At 57.4% G+C, this 26,006-nt stretch carries 22 protein-coding genes; 9 read left to right on the top strand and 13 right to left on the bottom strand.

Features of this window, described 5'->3' with window-relative positions:
• Positions 1–178: 178 nt before the first annotated feature.
• The 5 genes from CO657_RS15295 to CO657_RS15275 all read left to right on the top strand — a co-directional run bounded on the left by CO657_RS15295 (position 179) and on the right by CO657_RS15275 (position 6,907).
• On the top strand, positions 179–1,603 hold the full coding sequence (locus CO657_RS15295) for an O-antigen ligase family protein (protein WP_054182851.1): 1,425 nt from the start codon (positions 179–181) through the stop codon (positions 1,601–1,603).
• Positions 1,604–1,889: 286 nt separating this feature from the next.
• On the top strand, positions 1,890–3,101 hold the full coding sequence (locus CO657_RS15290; RefSeq protein WP_003590696.1) for a polysaccharide biosynthesis/export family protein: 1,212 nt from the start codon (positions 1,890–1,892) through the stop codon (positions 3,099–3,101).
• Between the two features lie 79 nt (positions 3,102–3,180).
• Complete coding sequence (locus CO657_RS15285) at positions 3,181–3,879, top strand: hypothetical protein (protein ID WP_054182964.1); 699 nt, start codon at positions 3,181–3,183, stop codon at positions 3,877–3,879.
• 47 nt (positions 3,880–3,926) lie between these two features.
• Positions 3,927–6,203 (top strand): polysaccharide biosynthesis tyrosine autokinase, encoded by a 2,277-nt coding sequence (locus CO657_RS15280; RefSeq protein WP_003590699.1) that lies wholly within the window; start codon positions 3,927–3,929, stop codon positions 6,201–6,203.
• The gene (locus CO657_RS15275) at positions 6,203–6,907 is read left to right on the top strand and encodes a hypothetical protein (protein ID WP_054182850.1); all 705 of its coding nucleotides are present in this window, start codon (positions 6,203–6,205) and stop codon (positions 6,905–6,907) included. Before CO657_RS15280 ends, CO657_RS15275 begins: the two co-directional genes overlap by 1 nt.
• Positions 6,908–7,131: 224 nt before the next feature.
• Here CO657_RS15275 and rapA2 read toward each other — a convergent pair whose 3' ends face one another.
• The gene (gene rapA2 / locus CO657_RS15270) at positions 7,132–7,842 is read right to left on the bottom strand and encodes a calcium-binding lectin RapA2 (RefSeq protein WP_003590706.1); all 711 of its coding nucleotides are present in this window, start codon (positions 7,840–7,842) and stop codon (positions 7,132–7,134) included.
• A gap of 684 nt (positions 7,843–8,526) precedes the next feature.
• Here rapA2 and CO657_RS15265 point away from each other — a divergent pair.
• The 4 genes from CO657_RS15265 (at position 8,527) to CO657_RS15250 (ending at position 14,587) form a co-directional block, all read left to right on the top strand.
• Entirely contained in the window at positions 8,527–10,152 is a 1,626-nt protein-coding gene (locus tag CO657_RS15265; protein WP_054182849.1) for a right-handed parallel beta-helix repeat-containing protein, read from the top strand.
• Positions 10,153–10,644: 492 nt separating this feature from the next.
• The gene (locus tag CO657_RS15260) at positions 10,645–12,414 is read left to right on the top strand and encodes a type I secretion system permease/ATPase (protein WP_054182848.1); all 1,770 of its coding nucleotides are present in this window, start codon (positions 10,645–10,647) and stop codon (positions 12,412–12,414) included.
• Between the two features lie 15 nt (positions 12,415–12,429).
• Entirely contained in the window at positions 12,430–13,737 is a 1,308-nt protein-coding gene (locus tag CO657_RS15255) for an HlyD family type I secretion periplasmic adaptor subunit (protein ID WP_054182847.1), read from the top strand.
• Between the two features lie 154 nt (positions 13,738–13,891).
• Positions 13,892–14,587 (top strand): SGNH/GDSL hydrolase family protein, encoded by a 696-nt coding sequence (locus CO657_RS15250; RefSeq protein ID WP_054182963.1) that lies wholly within the window; start codon positions 13,892–13,894, stop codon positions 14,585–14,587.
• Positions 14,588–14,680: 93 nt separating this feature from the next.
• On the opposite strand, the gene CO657_RS15245 is transcribed toward CO657_RS15250, so the two are convergent.
• The 12 genes from CO657_RS15245 to CO657_RS15190 all read right to left on the bottom strand — a co-directional run bounded on the left by CO657_RS15245 (position 14,681) and on the right by CO657_RS15190 (position 25,990).
• A complete protein-coding gene (locus tag CO657_RS15245) occupies positions 14,681–15,157 on the bottom strand; it encodes a glycosyltransferase (RefSeq protein WP_054182846.1) in 477 nt (158 codons plus the stop codon).
• Positions 15,154–15,612, bottom strand: coding sequence for a glycosyltransferase family protein (locus CO657_RS15240; RefSeq protein WP_003565826.1), 459 nt, complete (start codon positions 15,610–15,612; stop codon positions 15,154–15,156). Before CO657_RS15240 ends, CO657_RS15245 begins: the two co-directional genes overlap by 4 nt.
• A gap of 209 nt (positions 15,613–15,821) precedes the next feature.
• Positions 15,822–16,805 carry a glycosyltransferase family 2 protein gene (locus CO657_RS15235; RefSeq protein ID WP_054182845.1) on the bottom strand — a complete coding sequence of 328 codons (984 nt, stop codon included), beginning with the start codon at positions 16,803–16,805 and terminating at the stop codon, positions 15,822–15,824.
• Positions 16,802–17,686 carry a glycosyltransferase family 2 protein gene (locus tag CO657_RS15230; RefSeq protein ID WP_054182844.1) on the bottom strand — a complete coding sequence of 295 codons (885 nt, stop codon included), beginning with the start codon at positions 17,684–17,686 and terminating at the stop codon, positions 16,802–16,804. Before CO657_RS15230 ends, CO657_RS15235 begins: the two co-directional genes overlap by 4 nt.
• A gap of 81 nt (positions 17,687–17,767) precedes the next feature.
• Positions 17,768–18,712 (bottom strand): glycosyltransferase family 2 protein, encoded by a 945-nt coding sequence (locus CO657_RS15225; protein WP_054182843.1) that lies wholly within the window; start codon positions 18,710–18,712, stop codon positions 17,768–17,770.
• An 84-nt stretch (positions 18,713–18,796) separates the two neighbouring features.
• Complete coding sequence (locus CO657_RS15220) at positions 18,797–19,618, bottom strand: hypothetical protein (protein WP_003590723.1); 822 nt, start codon at positions 19,616–19,618, stop codon at positions 18,797–18,799.
• A gap of 12 nt (positions 19,619–19,630) precedes the next feature.
• Complete coding sequence (locus tag CO657_RS15215; protein ID WP_003590725.1) at positions 19,631–20,662, bottom strand: polysaccharide pyruvyl transferase family protein; 1,032 nt, start codon at positions 20,660–20,662, stop codon at positions 19,631–19,633.
• Between the two features lie 31 nt (positions 20,663–20,693).
• Positions 20,694–22,196: a lipopolysaccharide biosynthesis protein gene (locus CO657_RS15210; RefSeq protein WP_003590726.1), complete on the bottom strand. Its 1,503-nt coding sequence runs from the start codon at positions 22,194–22,196 to the stop codon at positions 20,694–20,696.
• A 129-nt stretch (positions 22,197–22,325) separates the two neighbouring features.
• Positions 22,326–23,228 carry an exopolysaccharide glucosyl ketal-pyruvate-transferase gene (gene pssM, locus CO657_RS15205; protein ID WP_054182842.1) on the bottom strand — a complete coding sequence of 301 codons (903 nt, stop codon included), beginning with the start codon at positions 23,226–23,228 and terminating at the stop codon, positions 22,326–22,328.
• Positions 23,225–23,731: an acyltransferase gene (locus tag CO657_RS15200; RefSeq protein WP_003590730.1), complete on the bottom strand. Its 507-nt coding sequence runs from the start codon at positions 23,729–23,731 to the stop codon at positions 23,225–23,227. The genes pssM and CO657_RS15200 overlap by 4 nt, the downstream gene beginning before the upstream one ends.
• Complete coding sequence (locus CO657_RS15195; protein ID WP_003590733.1) at positions 23,731–24,882, bottom strand: glycosyltransferase; 1,152 nt, start codon at positions 24,880–24,882, stop codon at positions 23,731–23,733. The genes CO657_RS15200 and CO657_RS15195 overlap by 1 nt, the downstream gene beginning before the upstream one ends.
• 34 nt (positions 24,883–24,916) lie before the next feature.
• Positions 24,917–25,990 (bottom strand): endo-1,4-beta-xylanase, encoded by a 1,074-nt coding sequence (locus CO657_RS15190; protein ID WP_054182841.1) that lies wholly within the window; start codon positions 25,988–25,990, stop codon positions 24,917–24,919.
• Positions 25,991–26,006: the final 16 nt, after the last annotated feature.

The following is a 26,006-nucleotide window of genomic DNA, read 5'->3' as shown; positions in this document are numbered from 1 at the left end:
ACGGAGCATAGCCGGGGCTTGTCTCGATTGGCTTAAGTCTTTCGCGACAATTTTAAACGATGTGAAATTCTGTTGCACTTTAACACGCAAGCCATTGATATGCAACTTATGTTAGTGCGTGCATATTGACCGCTTGGGTTGCAATTCCGTTATTGCTGCCCGCTGGTGAAGAAATCGAATGTTATCCAACCTCATCAATCGGCAGGTCTTGCGAGAGGCTCTTCTCCTTGCGTTTATCGGCCTCGTTATACTGACGCTCATTCCGTTTGGGAGCGTCACGCCCTTTCCCTTCGCCTTTGCGGCGATCGGCATGTTTGCCCTTGGCGCCATCTCGGCACTGCTGTTCGGAGAGCCGAGACAGAGCAGATGGGTCTTCAGCAGCGCTTTGTTGGTGCTCGTCGTGGTGACGGGCTGGACGTTCATCCAGACCATCGAGCTGCCTTCCAACTGGCTGGCAAACCCGGCCTGGCGTGCTGCTCGTGATCTGGCAGGTGTCGAGTACGCGGCAATCTCGGTCGCTCCGGCCGACACGCTAGCGTCGATCCTTGCGGTGGCGCTGCCTTTCGTCACCTTCCTGACGGGGCTTCTCTTATGCGATACTGATCGGCGCGCAAGGAAAGTGCTGACCCTCCTCGGGCTTTCAGCTGGTATCATCGCTGTGTTCGGGCTGATCCAGTTTTCACTGTTCCCAAACATCCTGATCGTCGTGGAGAAACAGGCCTATCTCGACAGCCTGACCGCGGTCTTCGTCAACCGCAATACCGCTGCGACCTTCCTCGGGCTTGGGACGCTGCTGATGCTGACCCTGGTCAGAGACATCGCCCGTTCCTATTCAAACCATCCGCCCGGCGAGCCGGGCCGAAACACGCTTCTGTTGAAATCGTGGATCTACATGCTGCTCTTGTGCGCATGCTTCACCGCACTGATGCTGAGCCGCTCGCGCGCCGGCATCTTCGCGACCTTTATTGCCGCCCTCATTTATTTTCCGTGGCTGGCCATGAATTGGAACGGCTCGCGGCGTTCTCTGAAACCGGCGCCGCAATGGCGTTCGATGCTGAAACTTCTCTCAGCGATCGTTTTCATCGTCGCGCTGCTGTCGGTGTTTGCAGGTCAGGCGATTTTGCGCGCGCAAGAGCGCCGGCTCGAGGATGATGATCGGTTCTGCATCCTGCCGGGCATATGGCGTGCCATTTCGGATCATTGGTTGACCGGGACCGGCCTTGGAACCTTCCGGACCGTATTTCCTGCCTACCGCGATTCTGCCTGCGGAATTTTCGGGATCTTCGACCGAGCGCATAATTTCTATCTCGAAGGATTCCTCGGCCTCGGGATATTGTTCCCGGTCACGGCGATCCTTGCCTTCGCGGTCCTTGTTAAGGTGTTTCGGCAGGGGTTCGCCCAAAGGCGGCGTCTCAGGCATTTTGTGCTGCTTGGCTTGGCGGCAACGGTTTTGGTCGCCCTTCATGCAGCCGTCGATTTTTCGCTGCAAATACCGGGTTTTGCCGTGTTCTTTTCCGCCTTCCTCAGTGCGGTCGTCGCGATCAGCCTTGGACGTAGCAACGGAGAAGCGGATGTGGCATATGAGCGGCCGCTCAGCCGCTAAAATTTAAACAGATGGTTTATGAAGGTTTTTGAAAAATAGCGATTGTGCAGGTGCGAACTGTTGACTCTGAAACGCAAGAAATTTTATAGCGGGTCCAGCCCTCGGGTTTTTACGGCGCCAGAAAAGTTAAACTGGGTCGTTATTCGCTTCCTCAGGGGCTTGGCGTTGCCAGCCTGCCACAGTTAGGGGAATGTTAATCGGCTTTCAGTGTTATTGATCGGGGTTTGTCTTGTATTTTGTCAGATTGCGGGGCAGTAGCTTCAGGGGCGTCAACACAGGTTATTCTATGGGTTGTTCTCGTATCGGTAGTACACGCGTCGCCATTGTTGTAGCGCTAACCACTATATTGGCAAGCTGCACATCGTTGCCAAGATCCGGTCCCGATCACAAAGATGTTGATCGAGATGCCGCAGTGAAAGTGACAACGAAGGAGCGTCGCGTCGGCATCGACTACGCCCTGATCGATCTCAGCAAGAACGTTCTGCCCTATTTTACCTCTCCCCAGCCGACGTCCTTCAAGGGATTTGGCGGTGGTCGCGGCGGGGCGCCTGAAATTCCGCTTGGTTATGGCGACGTCGTCCAGGTTGCCATCTTCGAAGCTCAGTCCGGCGGTCTCTTCATTCCGTCCGATGCCGGCAGCCGACCGGGCAATTACATTTCCCTGCCAGAGCAGACCATCGATAGAAACGGGACGATTACTATCCCTTATGCCGGTCGCGTTCCGGCCGCCGGTCGCCTGAAGGAGACTGTGGAGCAGGATGTCGAGGATCGGCTCGCGAGCCGCGCGATCGAACCGCAGGTGGTCATCACGACGACAACCAACCGCTCCAGCCAGGTGGCCGTGCTCGGTGACGTCAACAATCCTCAGCGCATCACGATCAGCCCGGCCGGTGAGCGTGTTCTCGATGTCATTTCCGCCGCCGGCGGTTTGACCACCAACAATATCGAAACCAATGTTACGCTGCAGCGTCGCGGCAAGACGGCAACCGTCGCCTACAATACGCTGTTGAAGAATCCGGCGGAGAATATCTATGTTGCGCCGAATGATACGGTCTCGATCGATCATGAGCGCCGCACCTATCTCACGCTCGGCGCCGCTGGCGTCAGCGGCCGCTTCGATTTCGAAGAATCCGACCTGACTCTCGGAGAAGCAATCGCCAAGGCGGGCGGTCTGCGCGATGACCGCGCCGATCCGGCCCAGGTCTTGCTCTATCGCTTGGTCCCGAAGAAAACGGTTCAGTCGATGAACGTCGACACGACGAGATTTGCGGGTGAGACGGTTCCGGTGATCGTCCGCGCGAATCTGCGCGATCCGGCGACCTTGTTTGCCGTTCAGCAATTCAAGATGGAAGACAAGGATATTATCTATATTTCCAATTCGGACTCGGTTGAACTGGTCAAGTTCCTTGACATCGTAAACTCGGTATCGTCCACTGTTTCCGGCGTGACCGACGACGCGCGTGATACTCGCAACGCGGTCCAGGATCTCGGAAATTGATTGAAATAGGCAAGCCGACATCGATCGCGAGTGATCGATGTCGGCGGCCTATATAGCGGATTTGATGAAGGACTATGTTATGGCAAGAATTGGTGTTTATCGTAAGCTTGCATATAGCGGAATTGCCGTGGCGATGTTTGCCGGCATGAATTCAAACGCTTTTGCGGCTGCTTGCCTGGGCCCGGCAAATCTCACTTCCGTTGATGTCAGCGGTTTTACGGCCAACCCCGCCGTTCTGCTCGACATGTCCGATCCATTGATTTTGTCGTCGCGTGTTCGCGCCCTGGTCGGGACCAGCAATGACGCGCTGTCGCCGGTGATCGAACAGGCCAAGGCGGCCACTGCCGCGCAGATGGCGGCAATCGGCTCCGGTCTTGGGCGGGCCGCAAACAGCTGCCAGGTGTCGGATCCGCAGTTCAAGCTGGCGATCGAAAAGGCCGTTGCCGATGCGGCAAGTGCCGATCCCAACCTTGCGCCGCTGCTCGCAGCCTTTGCAAAGGTCCTCGCAGAAGGTGGGACCGCAGCGCTCGGCCCGGGTGGCGCTGCCGCTGCAGCATCCGGTATCGGCAACACGGGATCGATTGGGCAGACAGGTCCTGGATCGGACGATGGCACGCCTTATGACGGCGCCGCAACGACTGCGGGTACGCTGAAGGTGTCGAATGCCAGCGACGACTCGTCTTCGACGACCACGACGATCGTCAGCACAAGTGGAGGCGGTCAATCCTCCTCCGACACGACGCAATCGACGAGCCCGAGCGTCGCGGTCATACAATAGCTGGAATTGCCCTTAGATCTTAGCGCTTGATTTGTTGGAGATCGAAATTGCTATCGCCAGATAAACTTACGCCGCGTATCGACCCCTCCCGCGATACGGGAAACGAAGCTGATTTCATCGATTTCGACAAGCTCATCGCGATTGCCCGCCGACAGTGGCGGATGGTTGCGGCGTGCGCGTTCGCCTTCGCCATTCTCGGGATTGTGTATGTCCTGACGTCGGTGCCTGTCTACACCGCCGACACGAGCGTGCTGATCGACCGCAGCGACAATCAGGTCATCAACCAGCTGGCGGCTTTCGGCCAGATGGACGATGACGAAGGAACTGTCCTTAGCCAGGTCGAGCTGTTGAAGTCCGACACGATTGCCTATGCCGTCGTCGATAAGTTGAAACTGGTCGACGATCCGGTGTTCAACGCGCAGCGGAATTCGCTGTTTTCAGTTGCAACGCTGAAGTCTCTGTTCAGCTTCAAATCATGGTTTGCGGACGATGCGGCAGTAGCGCCCGATCCGGAAATGCAACGGCGGTACGCTGCGGAAACTGTGGCCGGCAATATCGATGTCGAACGTGTCGGCAAATCCTACGTTCTCGATGTCAGTTATACCTCGCAGTCACCCGATATGGCGCGTCAGATCGCCGCGGCCATTGCCGACGTCTATCTGGTCGATAAACTCAATTCGAAATACGAGGCGACACGCCGGGCCGGCGAATGGCTGCAGGAGCGTATCGAAGAGCTTCGGCAGCAGGCACTGGACACCGACCTTGCTGTTCAGAAATTCCGCAGCGAGCACGGGCTCGTCGAGGCCGGATCCGGTACGCTGATCAGCGAGCAGCAGCTTTCCGAGATCAACACGCAGTTGATCAATGCTCAGGCTGAGACGGCGAAGGCCGAGGCAAAATATGCGCGCGTCAAATCGATCATCGACGCCAAGCAAACCGACGCGATCGTCACCGACGTGCTCGACAGCTCCATTTCCAACGACCTGCGCAAAAAATATCTTGAGGCTTCCAAGCTCGAGACGGAAATCGAGGCGCGGCTCGGTCCTGATCACGTCCAGGCGGTTCGGCTTCGTGCGGAGATGGAAGAATATAAGAGACTCATGTTCGATGAGTTGAACCGCATCGCCGAGAGCTACCAAAGCGAGCTGCAGGTCGCGCAGTCACGGGAGAATTCTCTGCGTGACAGTGTCACAAAGGCGACTGGCGTTGCCGCGACGGCCGGTGAAACGCAGGTGCAGGTTCGCGAACTCGAGCGCACGCGCGACACCTACAAGAATCTTTATCAGAGTTTCCTGACGCGCTACCAGGAAGCCATCCAGCAGCAGAGCTTCCCGATTACTGCTGCGCGCATCATCACCATGGCAGAGACACCGACGAAGCCGAGTGCTCCGAAGAGAGCCCTTGTCGTCGCTTTTGCGATGTTCCTCGGATGTGCGGTCGGAAGCGGCATAGGTGCCTTCCGAGAATTCCGGGATCGGTTCTTCCGTACCGGTGACGACGTCAAGGAAGTGCTCGATGTCGAATCTCTTGGCGTCATGCCGCTGGTTGACGATAACATCGATGATCCGACACTCGTCGATCCCAGCAACCCGCGAAGCATCGCCAGGGGTAGCAAGACCACGACCTATGTCGAGGAGCACCCGCTCTCGGCGTTTGCCGAGACGCTTCGAAGCGCCAAGATTGCGATCGACCTCAGTGCAGCCGACCAGCGCTGCAAGGTCATCGGCGTGGTGTCGAGCTTGCCCGGCGAAGGGAAGTCGACGACATCCATCAATTTTGCCAAGCTTCTGGCAATGCAAGGCGCCCGCTGCCTGCTGATCGACGGCGATATGCGCAATCCCGGTGCGACCCGAGCAATCGGTCGTCATGCCGAGGCCGGCTTGCTCGAGGCGATCGTCGATGGCCGTCCGCTCAAGGATCTGATCCTTCTCGATCCCAAGACAAAGCTTGCATTTCTGCCGACGGTTGCAAGGTATCGTGTCCCGCATTCGTCGGAGCTGCTCGCGTCACGCGGCATGGACCAGCTTCTTGAAATTGCGCGTCAAAGCTTCGATTACATTATCGTCGACCTGCCGCCCTTGGCGCCCGTCGTCGATGCGCGCGCTATAAACTCGAAGCTCGATGCAGTGGTTTTCGTTATCGAGTGGGGAAAGACATCGCGCAAGGTCGTGCAGTCGACGCTGCTCTCCGAGCCGGAGCTCTATGCGAAATGCGTCGGCGCTATATTGACCAAGGTCGATCCGTCGCAGATGAAGCTTTACCGGACATTCGGCTCCAGTGAGTATTATTATAAGCGTTACTCGCGATACTACACTGAAAGCTGATGCCTCGCGGTCCGTTCGTTTCGGTCACACGGATTGTTTTCCTTGTCGTCACCGCAGTCTTTGCGGTGCTGGCCGGCAGAGAGCTGTACGCTTCGATAAGAACCGCCAGTATCTCTATCGTCGCTGAAAGGCTCGAGCACGGCGAGACCGTCACCGATGATGTTGCAGCCAAATATGCGGCGCGGACCATCGACATTGTCGATGGACATTATTGTCGGTCGGACATTGTCGCCGCCGGTGTGACACTTGTCCTGGCGCAACTCGATCGGCAGAACGTCAACGTCAATTACGATGCCTGGGCTGCCGCGGCATCGAGCGCCCGACACTACATGCAACATGCGCTTTCGTGCATGCCGACGAACAGCAATTTTTGGCTTCGTCTCGCCGCCGTCCAATCCGTCATTGCGGAAGATCCGCTTTCGGTTGCGGAAATGATGAAGCGGTCCGTCGCTCTTGCGCCCCACGACGAGTCGATGATTCTGACGCGGTTTTACTTCTGGAATGATTTTACGACTGCGACGCTTTCAACGGCAAAGGCTGCGCTCGATAGCGATCTCGTGACGATGCTGAAACTTGGCGACCGTTGCAGGGTCAACGCCACCATTAAAGAGATCAGTCCACAACTCCGCCCAATCTTCGATCGAACCTGGGCAGGGCTTGGGGATGGAGCGACAGCGCGATTCCGGCAGCGCTGCAGCAAGTAATCGTCGGCGGTTCTAAAGCGCGTCGCATCAAACTTGATTCATGCGACGCGCTTTAGCTCTTTGTTTTGATGCATGTCGCTATCCCGGAACCGCTGCACACTTCCGGGCGACATGCATTAGGGAGAACAGCTGCAGAGTCAGAACCCCCGTCAACCAGGGTTTTAGGGGCAATAGCGCCCGCCGCTTGCGCGGCGGGCGTCGTCTATTGATTATCTGATGAACGATTAGACGCTGGCGCCCGAGACAAAATCCGTGCCCGTGATATTGAGCGTCAGAACGCCGGCATCCGTGTGACCTTGGCCGTCGGAAATCTTATAATATTGGATGGTTTCCGTGACGTGATCGCCAGGAGCGATATCCGATGCCAGATCGTAGGTGAATGAACCGTCCGACTTGACATGGAACGTGCCATAGGTCCCGGCGACGTCGGTCGTTGCGCTCGGATTGCCGTTGACATTCGTGCCAGCGAACTGACGGAGGAAGAGATGTCCATTGTCGCCGGCAATGTCGTTGTCGAGCGCATTACCGCTGATCGGGCTGCCTTCGTTGAAGCTGTAGTGGTCGTCGACAGCGATCGGCTTGACTTGGGTGACGCCCTGGATGTTCAGGGTGAACAGGCCGACATCGGTATGACCGCTGCCGTCGGAGATCTTGTATGAGACCTTTTCCTGGAGCAATTCACCATTGGTGAAGTTAACCTTGGCAGCATCGCTCAGAACATAGGTGTAGCTGCCGTCCGGTTTGACGAAGAAGGTGCCATAGTCGCCCTGGATTTCAGTAACCTGGCTGTTGCCTTGCTTGGCGCCAACGCTCTGCTGGTCGAATGCGCGAAGGAATAGGTGGCCGTTGTCGGATGAATCGTTGCTGAGCAGATTTCCCGAGATGACGTCGGTTTCTAGAAATGTGGCAGAATCGTCGGTTGCGTGAATAGCCATTGTTGTCTCTCCTGAATTGATCTTCGCTGGCCAATTTTAACCTTAGCGACGGGTGCGATTAAGGATATATTAATACAGAGAGTCAAGGCTGAGATTAACATGATATTAACATTAGAGTGCCGATGTGCAATAATGGCACACATACAATCGGAGTAATTGGACGAAACACCGGCGGATTGGCGCATTAATAATAAGTGAATACGCGGCATATCGGACGATTGAACATATTTCTTCACAAGGTAAGAAGTTTTATTCGGAAGCAATCAATAGGAATACAGGAAGTCACTTCCGTGCAGATGAAATTGTCAAATAATCACATTGGGCTAGCAATCTCTTTTGGTGATTTTGTCGTGTTATCTCGATAGCCTCTCTTACATCCTATTAAGGTCGTCACTGTCATTTCTATTGTTGGATACGCTGAGGAACAAACTTCTTAGTTGTAGCAACATGATCACAGCAATCCGCCGGTTACGGAAAAAGGACTGCCATCGAACTGCTTTCTAGTAAAAATACATTCTTGTCATGCGTTGCAACTTTAACGCCATGGAAAATACATCAGAGACGAAGAAAACTCGCCTGACGATGAAGAATATCGGCAGATAGAAAGAATTTTAGTGTTTCATTTTAGCCGGCGGAGAGAGGTCCACGCTTAGAAGATTTCCATTACCTTGGGGAGATCGAAGCATGACCGTCTATTACGTGAATTCAGCGACAGGGTCCGATCATAACAGTGGAACCGCGGAGAATTCGGCTTTCGCGACATTATCCGCCGTCGAATCCCTGAGGCTGAACCCTGGCGACAGTGTGCTGCTTGCTGCCGGAAGCGTGTTCAATGAACAATTCGATTTGAAATACTCCGGCAGCGTTGCGGCTCCGATCACCATTGGCAGCTACGGTCTTGGCGACGCCCCGGTCATTCACAGCAGCAATGACGGCATCCATGGTTCCAAGGCCTCGAATATCGTGATCGAGAATATCAAGATCGCCGATACTGGGGCGAACGCGATATATGCAGGAAACGTGTCGAACTGGGTCGTACGGAATGTCGAGGTGAGCAATACCGGCCTTGCCGGAAAGCCCGGATCCGTCAGCTTCCAAAGCAGCCAGAACATCACCATCGAAAACAGCACACTGACCGGTGTCCATTCCGACGGGATCTGGATGGAAAAGGTCAAGGGCGTCACCCTGATCAACAACACCGTCACCAACAGCCAGGGAAGTGCCGCAGACGCCATTCAGCTCAACGACAGCAGCAATATTCTCGTCAAGGACAATCATCTGGAGCAAACGCAAACCAACAGCGCCAAAGGTGTCTTGGTACTGGTCCGAGCTCAAGATGCTTTGGTCGAGGGCAATACGCTCGTTGGCGGCGGCTTCGGGTTGAGCGCGCAGGCGGGCACCAACATCGCCATTCACGACAACAACATCTCGGGATATGGCGGCTACAGCTGGTCCTACGGCATCGGCCTTGGCGATCAGGGCGATGCGAAGAACTACGATATTAGCGGGAATTATATCCATGACGGCGTGTATGGGGTTCTGGTCAGCGCCGCCGGCAATCCCGTCTATATCCGCGAGAATATCGATGTTCATGACAACGTCTTTGACGATCTGTCCTCCTCGGCGCTTAAGGTCGACCGGCCAGCATCGGGCTCCTTCTATGACAATATCATCGACAGCGATGTATCGACGCTGACGATGCCTGCCACAATCGCTGCGCAAAACACGTTCTTTGTCGGCGACAACAAAACATTCGAGCAAGCGCAGGCCGAACTCGACAGCGCCGCCGGCGGCACGAATGGTGATACGTCAACGAGCCACGAGCAGACGCCTGTTGCACCGGTCGTCGAGCATCCCGCGGAAATACCGGCGCAGCCCCAGGTAAGCGCTCCAGTGGCTGCGACCGAAACGCCGGTCGCGACCACGCCCTCAGTCGCCGCCCCAAAAATTGTCGCTGTCCACGACAACTTGAAGATTTCGGCCGACACCGGCAGCGCATATCATGGAAACCTTCTTGAAAACGACAGTGCCGCCAATGGCAGTGTGCTGCTGCGTCGCTTTGGCGACAGTGCCGTGGATAAACATGGGCTGACGGTAACGGGCAAATACGGTGTGATCCATATTGAGAGTGATGGCGATTACACCTACACCGTGGACGCAGCGAAACTCGTCGGCCTTCACGGGAACGTCAGCGAATCCTTCCAGTACAAAATTTCCGACGGTGCTTCGCACATCGACACGGACTCGCTGGGTATCTACATCAATGTCGATGCATTTCATTCCAGCCAAGCATCGCACTTGTTGGTGTGAAGCCCATCAACGCTGAGACAGCGTCAGTCGGTCGTGTTCGCCCGGTTGACGTTTCCCGGCTTCAATGCCGATGCTTGCTGCGAGGCTGTCGAACGCGGGCGATGGCAGATGGCAAAATATGTCCACGGGTCATAATCAGAACAAACTATAGACTGAATTTATAGTTAATCCCCCAGTAAATCTCGCGTCTATGGGCGCGTCCTGTTCATCTCTTTGAACCGTTATTGGGCGATTTGCGGTTTTCCCTTGCTTAGGCCGATATATTTAGCGTAGCGTTAAGCTAGGGCCTCTGAAATCATTCGCTATAAATGGGGATTTTCGGTCATTTTTCAGTGGGGTTCATGTAGTAAGCTTTGGACTTGTCAGCGGGTTTCGGCACCAGTGCCGAACGTCCGAAGTAGCTATGTCATTGTCTGGCCTTGATAGGCCTGTAGCTGCGATATACGCAGGCTTATTTGTCTGTATGCGATGCGGTAGAGAGGGATTTAATTCGTGTTTCAGAGTTCAGCGACCGATGCCAGTGAGCCGTCCAAAGCCTTGCGGAAGTGCAAGGGGGGACTTGTCTTCATCGGCATAGCAAGCGCGCTTATCAATATTCTCTATCTTACCAGCTCATTCTTCATGCTTGAGGTATATGACCGCGTCATTCCGAGCAAAAGCATACCGACGCTGGCTGCCTTGGCGATACTTGCATTGGCTCTTTACGCGTTCCAGGGCGCGTTCGAGGTTCTCCGGAGCAGGATGCTCGTGCGCGTTGCCGGTGCGCTTGACGAGATGGTGAACGGACGCGTGTTCCGGGCGCTCATCAAGGCGCCGCTGAAAGTCAAAATCGGCGGGGACGGGCTTCAGCCGTTGCGCGACTTCGACCAGATAAGAACCTTCCTGTCCGGCATGGGCCCGACGGCGATGTTCGATCTGCCGTGGCTTCCCTTCTACATCGTGATCTGCTTCCTGTTTCATCCGGCGATCGGATATATCGCGATCGGTGGATCGCTGGTTCTCGCCATCCTGACGTTCTTGACCAACCAGGGAACGCGGACGCTGTCAAAACAGCAATCCGACGCCGCCAATATGCGCAATGCCTTTGCGCAGACCTCGATCCGCAACTCCGAAGTCATTCACGCCATGGGCATGGCGGGCACCATGGCCGAGATCTGGGACCGCAAGAACGAGGAATACCGGCTCATCACCCGGCAGGCGTCGGATGTCGGCAACGGATATGCGACCCTGTCGAAGATTTTCCGTATTGCCCTGCAATCGGGAACGCTTGCGACCGGCGCGATCCTGGTCATTCAAGGGCAGGCCTCTTCAGGCATTATCATCGCGGGCTCTATTCTGACGTCTCGCGCTCTGGCGCCTGTGGAAGCGGCGATCGGGAATTGGCGCGGTTTCGTCTCCGCCCAGCAAAGCTGGGCGCGGCTTGCGAACCTGCTGAAAACCATTCCGGAAATCCCGGCACCGCTCGCGCTCGCAGCGCCTTCCAAGCAGGTTACGGTCGAGGGTCTGGCAAGCGGGCCGCCGGCAGGCCAGCGCCTGGTTATTTCCGATGTCAGCTTCGGGCTGAGAGCAGGAAGCGCCCTCGGGGTCATCGGTTACAGCGCTTCGGGCAAGTCGTCGCTGGCGCGGGCGATGATGGGCATCTGGCCGACCGTCAGGGGATCCATTCGCCTCGATGGCGCAGCGCTCGACCAGTGGGATGGCGACGCCCTTGGCCGGCATATCGGTTATCTCCCGCAGGACGTGGAACTGTTCTCAGGAACCGTCGCGCAGAATATCTGCCGTTTCGCCAAGGAGATGTCGCCGGAGGCGGTGGTCGCCGCGGCGCGGGCGGCACGTGTTCACGATCTCATTCTTCGTCTGCCGAACGGTTACGAAACCGAAATCGGTGACGGGGGTGCGGCACTTTCGGCCGGCCAGAGACAGCGTATCGCGCTTGCAAGAGCGCTTTACGGTGAGCCCTTCCTCGTCGTGCTCGACGAACCGAACTCCAACCTCGATGAGGAAGGCGAGCGGGCGCTGAGCGCCGCGATCATGAGCGTGCGCGCACGCGGCGGCATCGTCGTCGTCATCGCGCATCGGTCCGGGGTTCTGGCGGTCTGCGACTTCGTGCTGATGATGCAGGACGGCCGGATGATCGCATTCGGCCCGAAGGAAGAAGTTCTGGCACGGGTCAGCCGGCCGGAACCGGCGGCGCGCACGCCGATTGCCGATCGCGTGGCTCAGCTCAAAGTCGTGGTCGACGGCATGAATGCGGCTGAATAGGCCGGAAGGAAGATTGTGAGAAAAGTCATCAGTGAATCGAAACGCTCCCTCAATCGCCATGTCGCCCTTGTTGGCGTGTTGTCGATAGCTCTCGTTTGCGGCATCGGTGGTTGGGCAACAACGACTGAGCTGTCGAGCGCCGTCATCGGCGAAGGCGTTGTCGTCGTCAACGGCGATGTGAAGAAGGTCCAGCACCTGACAGGCGGTATCGTATCGAAACTGCTGGTCTCCGAAAATGACCATGTGACGGCCGGACAGATCCTGATACAGCTCGATGGCACGACGACAAAAGCACAGCTTTCGATCGTCGAGAGCACACTCGCTCAGCTTTATGCGCGTCGTGCCCGTCTGAAGGCCGAACGGATCGACGCCGAGTCATTCGATGTCGAGGAAAACATCAGCGATCTGACATCCAGCACGGCGGCGCGGGATCTGCTCGACGGCGAGACGAAATTGTTCGACAGCCGCAGGTCGGCGCTCGTGGGAATGAAGAGCCAGTTGGCGTCGCGCAAGGATCAGCTGGCCGAGCAGATCAAGGGGTTGGTCGTTCAGATCAACGCTACCAATGATTCCCTCAGCCTGATCGAACAAGAGCTCGAAGGCGTCGATACGCTCTACAAGAAGGGGCTGGTCACGCTGCAGCGTTTGAATGCACTCAAACGCGCCCGCGCCGACCTTCAAGGCAATAGCGGCCAGGAAATCGCTGCAAAGGCTGAGGCCGAAGGCAAGGCAATCGAGATCGATCGCCAGTCGCTCCAGCTGGACGAGGATCGCCGTTCGGAGATCGCCAAGGAACTGACCGACGTCGAGGCGAAGATCGCCGAAAATGAAGAGCGCCGCGGAACCGCGCTCGATCAACTCCGCCGTCTCGACATTGTCGCGCCGCTCAGCGGGCGCATTCACGAGCTTTCCATTCACACGGTCAATGGCGTCGTCAACCCGGGTGAGACCCTGATGCTCGTCGTTCCCGAAAATGAAGATCTCACGGTTCAGGCGAGAGTCGCCACGCGCGATATCGATCAGCTTCACGTCGGCCAGTCCGTCGATGTTCGGTTCAGCGCCTTTGATCAGCGCACAACGCCTGACGTGCGCGGTGAGATCACTTCGATTGCACCCGATGTCGTCAAGGATGAGCGGACGGGCATCAGCTATTATCCCCTTCGCGTCAAGCCGGAGGCTGAAAGCATCGCCAAGCTGAAGTCGATAAAGCTCTATCCCGGCATGCCGGCCGAAGTCTTCATCAAGATCGCCGACAGAAACGTTATCTCCTATCTGACGAAGCCGCTGACCGATCAGATGCAGCACGTATTTCGTGAGGAGTGATGGCGCGGCTGTGCCGCGTCACAAGCGGCGTGAGCGGTCATCGTCATGACATTGTCTCAAGCCTGCTGCAGCTTGGTTGAAGAAGGGCATGGCTGCCCTTCCAGCCGGATTTCTGACGCGTGACCTACCGGTTCCGCTGAGATATGATTCCTCCATGATAAGTTTGCGGCTTTGGCGGACGCTGCCAATCGAGAGACGACCGACCTATGGATGGCTTCTGCTTTTGGCGTGTCTGGTGATGCTCTCGGCCCCGAAAAGCGGTTATGCCGAAAATTCCCCACCGTTGAAAATAGTAGCTTTCGGAACATCGTTGACAGCCCGAGGAGGATGGCAGCCCGCTCTCGAGACAAGGCTTGCAGCCTGCCTGCAGAGGCCGGTGAAAATCGAGAGCGTTGCAAAGAGCGGGGAGACGTCGCTCTGGGCTCTGACCCAGATTGACCGCGTCGTTGCCGAGCAGCCGGATATCGTTCTGATCGAATTCTACGCTAACGACGCAGCATTGCAGCGGTTCGTGTCGCTTGCGCAAAGCCGAAAGGATATCGGCGACATCCTCGACCAGCTTCGGCAGCGCCTGCCGCAAGCGCGGATCATCGTCATGGCGATGAATCCGTTTTCGGGACTGCGTGGACTGATCCGCCCCTTTGTCGGCAGCTACATCTCGGCCCATCGGGCGGAGGCAGAGAAACGCGGTCTCGAGTTTGTCGACCACCGGCCGAACTGGCGGCGTCTGACGCCGGGGGACCTGGCGGCGGCAATTCCTGATGGCGCCCATCCCCTGCCTGACATTGCATCCGAAATCATCGTGCCGGAACTCGTCAAACATATTGCCGGCGGCAATTGCAGGGAATGAAAGATCTCTGCTTGCCGATAGCGCCGCCCGCAAGGCGGCGAAGCGCGTTGCATGAATCAAATTTGATGCGACGCACTTTCGCGCGTTACCGGTTCAGACTGTCGCGAGATAGCCTTTAAGGTAGCTGACCAGCGAAGCCCGTCCAAGCTCGGACGGATCCTCGTGGGAGGGGCTGTCCAGATCGTCGAGAAGATAGTTCTTCAGATCTTCGTCGCTATGCGCGACATAGATGCCTGGCCGGCCCGCGAGCTGGCCTACCGTGGCAAGCTGGTGATCGTTGCGGTGCTCACCGAGGGATGCCTGCCGGGGCACGAGAATGATCGGTTTTCCAAAACGCTTCGCGGTCAGCACGGTGCCGATTCCCGCATGAGAGACGATGACGCTTGCATCGAAGAAGACCCGGTCGAAGTCCGCCGGCTCGATATTCTTGATCCATTTCATATTTTGCGGCGTGTAGGTGCCCTTGCCGATCTGCGCCAGAACCGGCCTGGACAGGTCCTTTGCGAAAGTGTCGACAGCCTTGACGAGGCGATCGAACGGCAGCTGCGTTCCGACGGTGACAAGGATCAAAGCACAGCTCCTGCGTAGTGGGGGCCATCAGGCCGCGACAAATGTTGCCATTGCGTCAGCCACAGCGTCGCGATACGGCCAGCCAATTTCCCCGACAGCGACAGCTTCTCGACATTGGCGACGCTGTCGATCCAGATCGTCCGCTTGCCCGTCAATTTGCCGGCAAGCAGGCAAAAAAGCCCGGGCGCGGCACCTGTGGAAATGACGACATCGGGCCTCTGCTTGATAACGATGGCGAAGGCGCTGAAAAAGCACCGGATCGACATGGTAATCGAGTCACGGCTGCAATCGGGAAGGACCAGCCCGTCGCGAATATCATATTTGGCAAGCAACCCGGGAATGGTCGTTGCAAAGACGATATCGCAGCCCTCGAACGCGCCGCGCATGGCCATCAGCTGTTCCCAATGACCGCCGCCTGACGAGGCAGCGAGGACCTTCAATTTTTTCTCAGTCATAGACAGGCATCTCCTATGTTTGACCGACGGTAAGAGCGAAAAACCGTTCTGTTCGAACAGGGGTTGTGTCACGATGGTTCAGCAGAAGTGTACCATTCTTCGCCCGGTTGGTTGAAGCCATCAAGTTCATCGATGTTATTAGACATGATGCTTTTGGCTGAAACATAGTAAGGGCCAGAACGTCTCCAAGAGCGCTTCCGCAAATAATATCAGTGGGCGGCATTGGGCTTGTATTCCTGATAGGCATGTCCGAGGATCCCGTTAACCATGCCGGCGCCGCGCAGAACATGGGTGAGCGCGCGCATGCCCCAGTAGGGTGAAATCAAGATCGCCGGCAGCATGACCAGTCCGAGCACGACCCTCGTGGCGCCATAGGCGGCGCGATAGATCTTGCGCTTGAGGTTGCCATGCAGAACCTCGCTGACGGCAAAGGTATTGCCCAGCCGGTACTGTCTTTGCAACACCCATTTCCAGGTCATCCGGTTGGCGGGAACGATGTCATAGACCAGAGCCTTGTCAGCCCAGAAAATCTGCATGCCGCGGCGGATGGCCTGATTGAAGAAAAGATAGTCCGTGCCGCCGGTGAACCGCATCTTTTCTTCAAAACGAAGATTCCATGAGCGGATCAGCGGATAGTCGAACATGACGTTGTTCGAGGCCGCATAACCGATGCGCTGGCCGTCGATGTTCTTCTTGCGCTCGAATACTCTGGCCTTGATGAAATATTCCGGCGGGTTTTCTGGATAGACCGGCTGGACGGGGCCGTAGACGCAATCGGCGCGGTTTTTCTCGCGGGTCTCCAGCATGGCGTCCAGCCAGCCGTCGACCGGCCATTCGTCATCGTCGAGAAAGCAGAAGAGGTCGGTGCCGGGCGGTGCCGAATCCAGCGCGCGGTTGCGCGCAAAAGGGATGCCCTGGTTTTGCTCGACCACGTAGATCAGGTCGTAGGCGCCTGTCTGGCCAAAGCCCTCCACCGTTGCCTTGGCGCTGCCGGCCGCATCATTGTCGACGATCACCATGGTGAGATGATAGGGGCGGGCCGGGTGCGTGATCTGGCGCGTCATGACGTCAAGCAGCTTGGCGATCCCGTCCAGACGCCGATAGGTCAGCACCCCGACGGCGATATTCAACGGCGCGGCACCTGCCTGATCGGTGCCGACGGATGAGTGCGGGAAGGTTTCCTGCTGGTTCATGCCTGTCCTTTCCGCAGCATATTTGCCAAACGCTTGCGCGCCGCCATCAGGGCAACCTCGGTTGCGGCGGTATCGCCGAACGGACCGCCGGTCACCGTGTTGCGCGCTTCGCTCCTAAGCTTCAGCAGCGATGTCGTCTCGGCAATGCCGCCGGCCACCAGGCTCTTGCCGAGCGCCTGCAGCCCATCGTATCGGCGGGCCAGTTCCAGGCCTGTCGCGATCATGATCCGCGGGCGCAGCGTCTTTGCCCGGCTTGTGCCGGTATAGCGGTTCGACGCATGAATGCGCTGGAAGGTCAGCGGTGTTTCGACGATGGCGCCGCGGCCGAGATAGGCTGCGGCAAACTTGATATAATTGTCGCTGAGGACGACGTCTGCCGCGACGGTCATCGGCAATATCTGGGCGAGCAGGCTGCGGCGGAAGCTCAGGCCCGATGTCGGCACCGGGAGCGAGGGAAAGCCGCCCTTGCGAAGCGTGTCCCGCTTGTCGAACAGCGTCACTTGCAGTTCTGCAGAAGGCTGGTCGCCTTCCTCGGTCGTCACGCGGTCGAAACACCAGTCGATCTCGTTGCGCTCGTAGATCTCGGCGATCCGCGCGAGTTTGCCGGGCAAAAACGTATCGTCGGCGTCGAGGAGAAAGAGGATATCGCCGCTTGCGGCCGCAAAACCTGCATTGAAGCTCGAGGCCTGACCGCCGTTTTCCTTCAATACAGCTAGAATCCGATCCCCGTAGGAGGCAAGAATCTCGCGGGAATCATCCGTCGATCCGTCGTCGACCACCACCACTTCGAAGTCAGGGTAGGTCTGCGACAGCACGCTATCGATGCATGGGCCGAGAAAGCGACCATAATTGTAATTATTGATGAGCACCGAGAGCTTCAAATTACCGCCTCCTACAGCGCCGCGCGTCTTTTCAGACGCGCAAAGGACGCTGTAATATTTCGAATTGCTAAGGCCAATCGATCACCGCGCCAGCGTCTGAGGCGCATATCGGCGAATTCCCGCACGATACCCTCGCATGTAGTAATATTTCCAGATAGCCCAGAAACGCTTCTTGGATTGCGGCAGGAGATAAAGCGTGCCTGCCCGGAATGCCCATTGTGCGCTTTCGATCCAGGTCGGAAGCGGCACGCCGCTTAACCTCACTCCTCCAGGCACCTCGTCGGGAAACAGCGCCGGCATGCCGTAGCCAAGACGCTCGCCGCGTTTCTGCACCCAATCCTCGGTGACGCTCGATGCAGGAATCCAGTGATGAACCACGGCTTCGGCGCATCGATAGGATTTGGCGCCGCTGGCTGCGAGGCGGATGATGATTTCAGCATCCTCGCCCATTGCGAACATCGGTCCCGGAAGAGGACCGATGTCTTCCCGATAGCGGACGCTCGCCCCCAGCAACTCACGCCGAACAATCGTGTTCGGGCCCCAAACCTTTGTCGGGTCGCATGGTCCGCTTTGTGTCTCGTCAACGATCGCAAATGTCGATCCCATAGGAATCCAGTCGATAAAGCGATCCTTCGGCTCCTTTTCCCAATCGGGGACGATTCTGCCGCCGAAGACGCCATAGCTGGGATGGGCAGCGGCGCAGTCGACGATTGCCGTCAGCCAATTCGGTTCAGCGCGAATGTCGTCGTCGGTCAGGACAACGACATCTCCCTTTACCCGATCCAAGCCCATGTTCAACGCACCGGACTTTCCCGGCGTGCGCTGCTGCAGGATGGTGATCGGAAGCTTGTCGCTGTAGGACTTCAAAAGATCGAACGTGTCGTCATTGCTGTTGTTGTCGACAGCAATCAGTTCCCATCGATCATGGGGAAGTTCCTGGCGCACCAAGGAATCCAACATATGGCGCACCCGTCGGCTGGCGCCATTATAAGATGCAAAGAGCACGCTGACGAATAGATCCGACATCAGTGACCAACCCTCTTGGTGAAGTCGAAAGCGAAAAGTCTCATATTTTGACTGCCTGTGCCATGTTTGAACGGGATCGGCGCCTTACGCGGGGTTCGACCGTATTTTGCCGAAAAACTCGCGCCTGTGACTTTCACCGAGTACCCTCAGCTTGCGAAGATTGCGCAACCAGCGCCGCGGTTTGGTGAGCACGCCGCGGTTCAGGAAATACTGCCGCAGCAGGCTCGGCGCCTGGCTGTGCGATCCGCCGTGGGCAACCCGATAGACCGCCCCGCGAAAGGGAAGTTTCGTCAGCGGCGCTCCACGTTGGGACAGGATGTTCGCAATGCGGACATGGCTGCCCAGCATCGACTTGATCCAGTCGAGCGAAGCATCCTCGAAGCGGCCGGGGAGTTCGTAGAGATCGGCACGAATGATCAGCGACGTGCCGCAGAGATGGCTGAAATCATCATGGCCGAACAGGAAATTGCCGCCGTCGTCCCAGATATAACCATGGTCGATCGTCCAGCCGTTGGCATCCCGATTTTCGGATGCGTGCTGCACGATCCGGGAGCTGACGAAATCATCGTCGTCGACGATCATGAAAAAGCGGCTATCGGCGGCAGTCAACATGCCGCTCAGGACACGCCGGCCCTTGTCAGCGCGGAAGGCGTCAAGGAAGTCTTCCTTGCTGCCCTTTCCGAGTTCATGCAGGTCGTTCGGCGGAAAAGTCACGCGCACGGCGGAAAACTTCTCCGGCAGATCAGGCAGGTCGGCGCCTTCGTTGGCCACGATGATCCCGCGCCAGTCTCCATTGGTCTGGTTGGAAATGGAGGCGACGGTCTGGCTGAGGTTTGCCTTCAGCTTGCTCCAGTCGCGGGCATTGTCCTGATGTCGGACCGGGATAATGAAGGTGACAAGTGGCATCGAATAACCCCCTTAAGCCCGCAAGCTCACGGCTTCTTTGTTATCGATACGCCGATTGGCTGCCTGGTGACGCGCCCACTCGATCCCGTCTTCGAGCGAGGTTGCCTTGTAGGAAAGATCCGTTCCGCCGGAGAATGCATTCATGAAACGGCGGATCTTTCCGTAGCTGTTGTCTAGCACGGCATGCGGACGGCCGAGCAGCACCGAGCAGATATGGACGTGCAGGCGGTCGGTGACGATTGCGCGGGCACGCGAGATCTGGCTGATGCCGCGTTCGAAGCGGTTGTGCGCAGCCGCGTCCAGCCTGCGCAAGGCGACTTCGCTTGGCTTCAATGCGAGATAGGCCGAAGCTACTCCAAGCTTCTTGGCGATATTCACCTTCCGCTTTGACTCCGTGATCCAGTCTTCCACAGGAATGTCGGAAGGGATATTGCGATCGGTGCCGCCAACCCGTTCCGCATCCTCCCGCAGCATGGCGAGAACGGGAATTTGCGTTGCCCGTTCCGGAAGCGCACCGATGGCGAAAGCCATATCGGGGCACAGGCGCACCGTGCAGTCGAAATGTTTCTCGGAAAATTCCTTCGATTCCTCGTCGCGCACGAGCAGCACGAAATTCTTGTGGCGCCCGATTGCCCGTTTGGACTGCTCGATGCGCTCAGCCGAACTGTAGTGGATCGATTGCGGGAACTGGATGATCTGCCGATCGGGGAAACGTTCCATGATCGCTTCACGGAAATCCTGATGGGCAACCCAGATGTCGCCGAAGTTGCCGCCACCGTGAATGAAGATCGGGCCTGTGGGAACGCGCCGTTTCAATTCTTCCGCGGAGAAGTCGTATAGTCTGGAAACATAGTCCGGGCGCTTGCCGAAACGATCGTTGAGATAGGCCATCTCACCCAGCCAGATCGCCGAGTCGCCGCAATTGCGGATGTCGGGGAAGTCTAGGATCGCGAGCGGCTCGTCGCGCGAGACATAGTCCTTCAGGCAATCATGGATCATGCCATTGAGTTTTGCGATCAGCTCAGATCTGGATAGGCTGGTCATTCTGCCTCACTTGTTAATGTTCGTTTTAGCTTTAAGCCGACTTGGGAACGGCAATACGCTTGGCTTTTGACAGGAACTTGACGACGATACGCTGAACTTCTGTTTCCGGTCCATTCGGCTTCTTCATGGCGAGCCAAAGGACAAAGCTGGAACCGATATAGAGAATACCGCCGGTGACGACGAGGATGGCAAGGTGCAGGGCCAGCGCCGGCTTGTCGGTGGGGGTGTTCAGGATATGCGACAATCCCCAGACGCCGGCGGCCATCAGGGCGACGCTCGCAAGGGCGCGGAAATTCGCCGCGAGCTGCTGGAAGAACGGCAGATTGATCAGCCGCTTGACGAGAAGCATGTTGACCACGGTCGAAATCAGACCCGTGAACACACGCGCATAAACGACGCCCGGAAGCCCGGCCATCATCAGGCCGGCGATGATGATGGGAATGCGAACCACCAGCATCTGCGTGTCGCGGATGAACAGCATCTTGGTATGGCCCTTCGCCATGCCGAGCGGCTGGACGAGCGAACCGAGCGTCTGCAGGGCGAAGACCGATGCGAGTGCCTGGACGATGAAGATGGCGGGAGCCCACTTTTCTCCCAAGGCCAGCCGCATCATCGGATCGGCCACAACAGCCATGCCGATACCTGCCGGAAGCGCCACCGCAGCCAGCAGCGCCTGCGCGCGCTGATAGGCTGCGATAAGCCGGACCGGATCGTTGCGGACCTTGGAAAAGCCCGGATAAATCGTCTGGTTCAACGGCGCCGTCGCCTCGCGCGTCGGCAGCGTCGAAAGCGTGTTGCCGACGGTATAATGACCAAGCTGCGTGGCGCCGAGCATCTTGCCGATCAGCAGATACTCGATCCGCCAGTTCAGCGTATTGACGATCTGTCCGGCCGTCAGCCACACCGAGAAGGAAAACAGTTCCCGGGCATGGCGGAAGGTGATGCGCGGCCAGAATGGCAGGACGGTGTAGGAGACGATGATATTGGTCACCTGATAGGCAAGCGTGCCGATCACAAGCGCCCAATAGCTCTGGTAGATCGCAGCAATTGCCACCGTCACGATGAAGCCGACGAGCTTTTGCGAGACGTTCAGGACGAATTCCTGCCAGAAGATCAGATCGCGCTGGAGCATGACGCGGCGCGGATTGGCGAGACCGCTCAGGAGCAGGCTGAAACTCAGAGCAAGCATCACGCTCGTCAAACGAGGTTCATTGTAAAACTCGGCGATCGGATAGGACGCGGCGGCAAACAGCAGCGCCAATATGGCGCTTCTCGTCACGCTCAATGTCCAAACCGCGCTGAAGTGCGTTTCGCTCGGAGACTCGTGGCGGATGAGCGCCTGATTGAGCGAAAGCTCGGTGACCGAACTCAAGATGACCTGGATCGTCGTTGCAATGGCGACGAGACCAAAATCCGCCGGTACGAGATACCAGGCGAGGACAAAGGTGCTGAGTGCCGAAAGCCCGTTGACGATGGCGCGGGACAGGCTCAGCCACATGCTGCCTTGGATCAGTCGGTCGGTCACACTGCTCATGGGCGAACGGCTCCCGAGGTCGAGCATATCGACCATTTGAGGTGCGTCTCGCCCTTGCGGGCGCAGAGGTCATTGAGGGAGTCGAAAAGCATCATGCCTTATTGCCTCGTCACGAAACCGGTTGCGATCTTAAAGGGCGCTTGCCGTTTTCTTGGAAAAATCTTGCTTCAGCCGGTTCAGCTCGACCAGCATTCTCTCATGCGCTCTGACGATCGACTCATCGGTGCTGAGCTGGCCCGGCTTCTCCGCCACCCGCTGCAACGTCTTGACTGTCGAACCGAAGACGTAATTTCCGGTCAGCTGCCGGATGCGGCGGTGACGGAACGTTATGTTCTTCAACAGGGTGGTATTTTTCCGCACCAGCGATGCTCCGACCTCGACGAGGTTCGACGGGCCGATCGGGTCGAAATCGATCTCCAGATCGAGCGCACTTGCCCAGTCATACCATTTGGCTCTGTTCCCCGGCGCGATCGGGCGGATCGCTCGCCACGGAACGCGCAACGCATCTGATATGATGCAGCCATGCATCGCTTCTGACACCACCTTATGTGATGCGCTGATTTCGGTCAGAACCTTTTCCACCGACCAGCGCGGATCGATATAGTGAATGCCCGCGAGATCGCAGACCTTGTCCCAGCTGCCGTACATGGCGCTTTCGTAGTGCGGCATGAAGGAGACCGGGTAGCGCTTCTCGATGCTTTTTGCATCCCAGCAGCTGCGCGTCAGGATGCCCGAATCGCCGATGGCGTAGCTCGGATCGATGCCGAGGATTTCGGCGGTCTTCTTTCCACGCACGAAATAGAAGGTCCAGTTGCCGTCGACTTTCGGCGGATTGGTATAACCGCCATAACCTGAGCCGAAGACGATCTTCTGCATGTTCGGCTCGAAATTGTCGTAAAGGATCGAACCGATGCCGAGAAAGAGCTGACCTTCGTCATCATCGAAGAAGTCGGGCAGCAGCCGCTCCCAGAGCCAATGGTTGAGCTCGTCGCCAAAATTCTCGTGTTTCCCGCGATAGGCAAACATCTTCATCGTGCTTCTCCAGTCGGCAAGTGCGTGACGATCTGCGAGACCGCTTCGTCTTCGCGTGCCATGCGTCCGTAACGCGAAATGATCTTGATGTCGCTGCGGATGATCTTTGCCGGATTGCCCGCCACGAGCGAGCGCGGCGGCACGCTTCTGGTCACCACCGAGCCGGAGCCGATGACACATTCGTCGCCGATCTCGACGCCGGGCAGAATGATGCTGCGGGCGCCGATGAAGCAGCGTTTGCCGATTCGCGTGTGAAGGTAGAGCCCGCGCGTGAGGTCATGGGTCAGGATCGCCGCCTCAAAGGCGACATAGGTTTCCGCACCGATATGAAGGCCCTTCGGATTGGTCTTGTCGAACCGGACGCTTAGGGAAAAGCTCGCCGTCGGATCGATGTCCATACCCCAGAATTTCGTATAATAGAGCCACTTGGCCGTCACTATGCTGTTCCGCAGCGGCCGAAATACGTTCAGTCCCCACTTCGGCTTCTTTCCTGTCTGCACCATCAAGTCCGACCCCGGCTGGAAAATTCGTCTAGCACGGAACTGTAATAGTCCTCGAGCATCCCCGTCTGACGACGTAAGTCGAAGCGCTCGGCCACCAGAAGCGGTGCCCGCGCGCTGAAGGCTGTCCACAGGGACTGGTCGTTGAGCAGCCTTCCGACGGCTTCGGCCATTCCTGCGACATCCCGCTCCTCCACGAGATAACCAGTTTTCCCCTCTTCGATCGCTTCGCCCACGCCTCCCGAGCGAAATGCGACGACCGGAGTTCCGACGGCTTCCGCCTCTAGATTGGCGAGGCCGAACGCTTCGGCGTGACCATTGTCGAGGGTCACGCTGCCATGAAGATAAAGCTCCGCACTGGCGAGCAGATCCCTTATCTCAGTCTGCGACAGATTTTCATGGATCGTGACGCTTGGCAAGGAACGACGCGCCAGCGCCTCGATTTCCTCTTTCAGCGGTCCCTGACCCACCATGACGAATTCGACCGGGGTGCCGGTCGCCGCCACGCGCGACAGCGCGTCGATCATGAAGCGGTGGCCCTTATAGTCGACGAAACGGGCAATGGAAACCACCAGTCCTTTTTTTCGCGGACGCGGTTCCATTTTGAAGAGGTCGAGATCGATGCCGATATGGTGGCGAAAGACCCGATCGGCGCGAAAGCCGAGCGCCAGCAGCCGGTCGCGGATGAAATCGGAAACGGCGATATTCCAGCTGTTCCAGCCGGCCATCTCCCGGCGTCCCTTGGCGAAAAAGCGCACCTGGTTGAAGCCGCCCGGCTTCTTTGGATCGCCGCCATAGGTGGCGTCGAAGCCGTGGAATGTCGTGACCAGCGGCTTGCCGGCGGCGCGCGCCAGGGGCCCGATGACATAACCGTTCTTGCCGAAATGGGCGTGGATAACATCGGCATTGCCGATCGCGGGAAAGAGAAAGGGAAGGCCGATCTGGGGGATTTTCAGAAGCAGTTCACCGGCCCGCGCAACTGGAGACCGACGGATGTCATGAACCGGAACCGTGGATTTTTTGGTATGGGCGGAAGAAATTCGCGAACCGGCAAGAATTTCAGCTTCGAAGGAACGAAATGCCACCGCCTGATTGAGAACAAATGCCTGGCTGGCAGGCAGAAATTTTTCCACGTAAATAACGGCTTTTCTCATGAATCTGTCGACGTCTCCGTTGTTTTCTTACGCATCACATCGCCTCTATTGCCCGTCGGATGCCATCAACCGCACTTCTCGGCGTGTTGTTTTCGTCGTAAAGATTAACGCGTTTCGTGCAAGCCGCGTCGGGACCGGCCGCCTTCTCGTCGGGCTCGGCGTATTTTTCCGACATGCCCCATACCGTCACGCCTTTCAAGTCGCCACGCTCGGCCGCCACGGTGATCACGTCACTGAAAATATCGCCGTATGACGCCGGCGTGAAGCCTTTGTCGCGGTTGAGGAAGTGGCAGGATGCATCGAGTTCGGTGATGAAAACGCCGACCCCCATGTCCTTCAGCGCCGCACAGAAGCGCCCCATTCCTTCAGGATCGATTCGGTCGAGGCCGGGCCGGAAATGCGCCTGTAGCCCGACCGCGCCGATGGGCGTTTTCCGGGCGACGAGGTCCTCGACGATTTTCAGTATGCGGGCGCGCTTCTGTTCGAACACGTCGGATTTTTTCTCCAGATGCGTTTCGTTGAGCACCAGCGTCGCACCGGGATTGGCCTGATGTGCCATGTCGAAGCTCATACGGATATAGTCGTCGCCAAGGAGGCGTCGGAAAACACAATCCCGCAGATCCGGCGCATCATATTCCAACGGCTCGTTCACCACATCCCAAGCGTCGATCGAGTTCTTATAGCGAGTGACAACCTGTTTTATATGACGGTTCATCGTCGCCTGAATCGTCTTGGCGTCGGTGATCTCCGACACCCACTCCGGGACGCGATACCAGATCAAAGTATGGCCATAAACCCTCATGTTGTTTTTGCGTGCGAATGCAACCATAAGGTCAGCACTCTTGAAGCTGAATACACCCGGTCTCTTTTCTGTCGCATTCCATTTCAGCTCGTTTCGCGGCGTTATCGAATTGACGTTGTCGGTGTAGATCCCGGAAGCGATTGGGTCGTTGATGTTCTGCAGGTCGATTGCCGATCCGAATCGGAACGCCTTGCTGTCGGCAACGGCGCGCAACCCTCTCGCCGGAGCCACCTGTGCGAGGACGTCGCCCGCACTGGCATACAACAGAGCAAGCGGAATCGAGGCGAGGAAACGTCTTCTATTCATTCTATCTCTCACTGTT

This window comes from Rhizobium acidisoli (assembly GCF_002531755.2).
GTDB lineage: Bacteria > Pseudomonadota > Alphaproteobacteria > Rhizobiales > Rhizobiaceae > Rhizobium > Rhizobium acidisoli.
The sequence above is the reverse complement of the archived record's forward strand: the minus strand, read 5'-3'. Positions and strand labels throughout refer to the sequence as shown.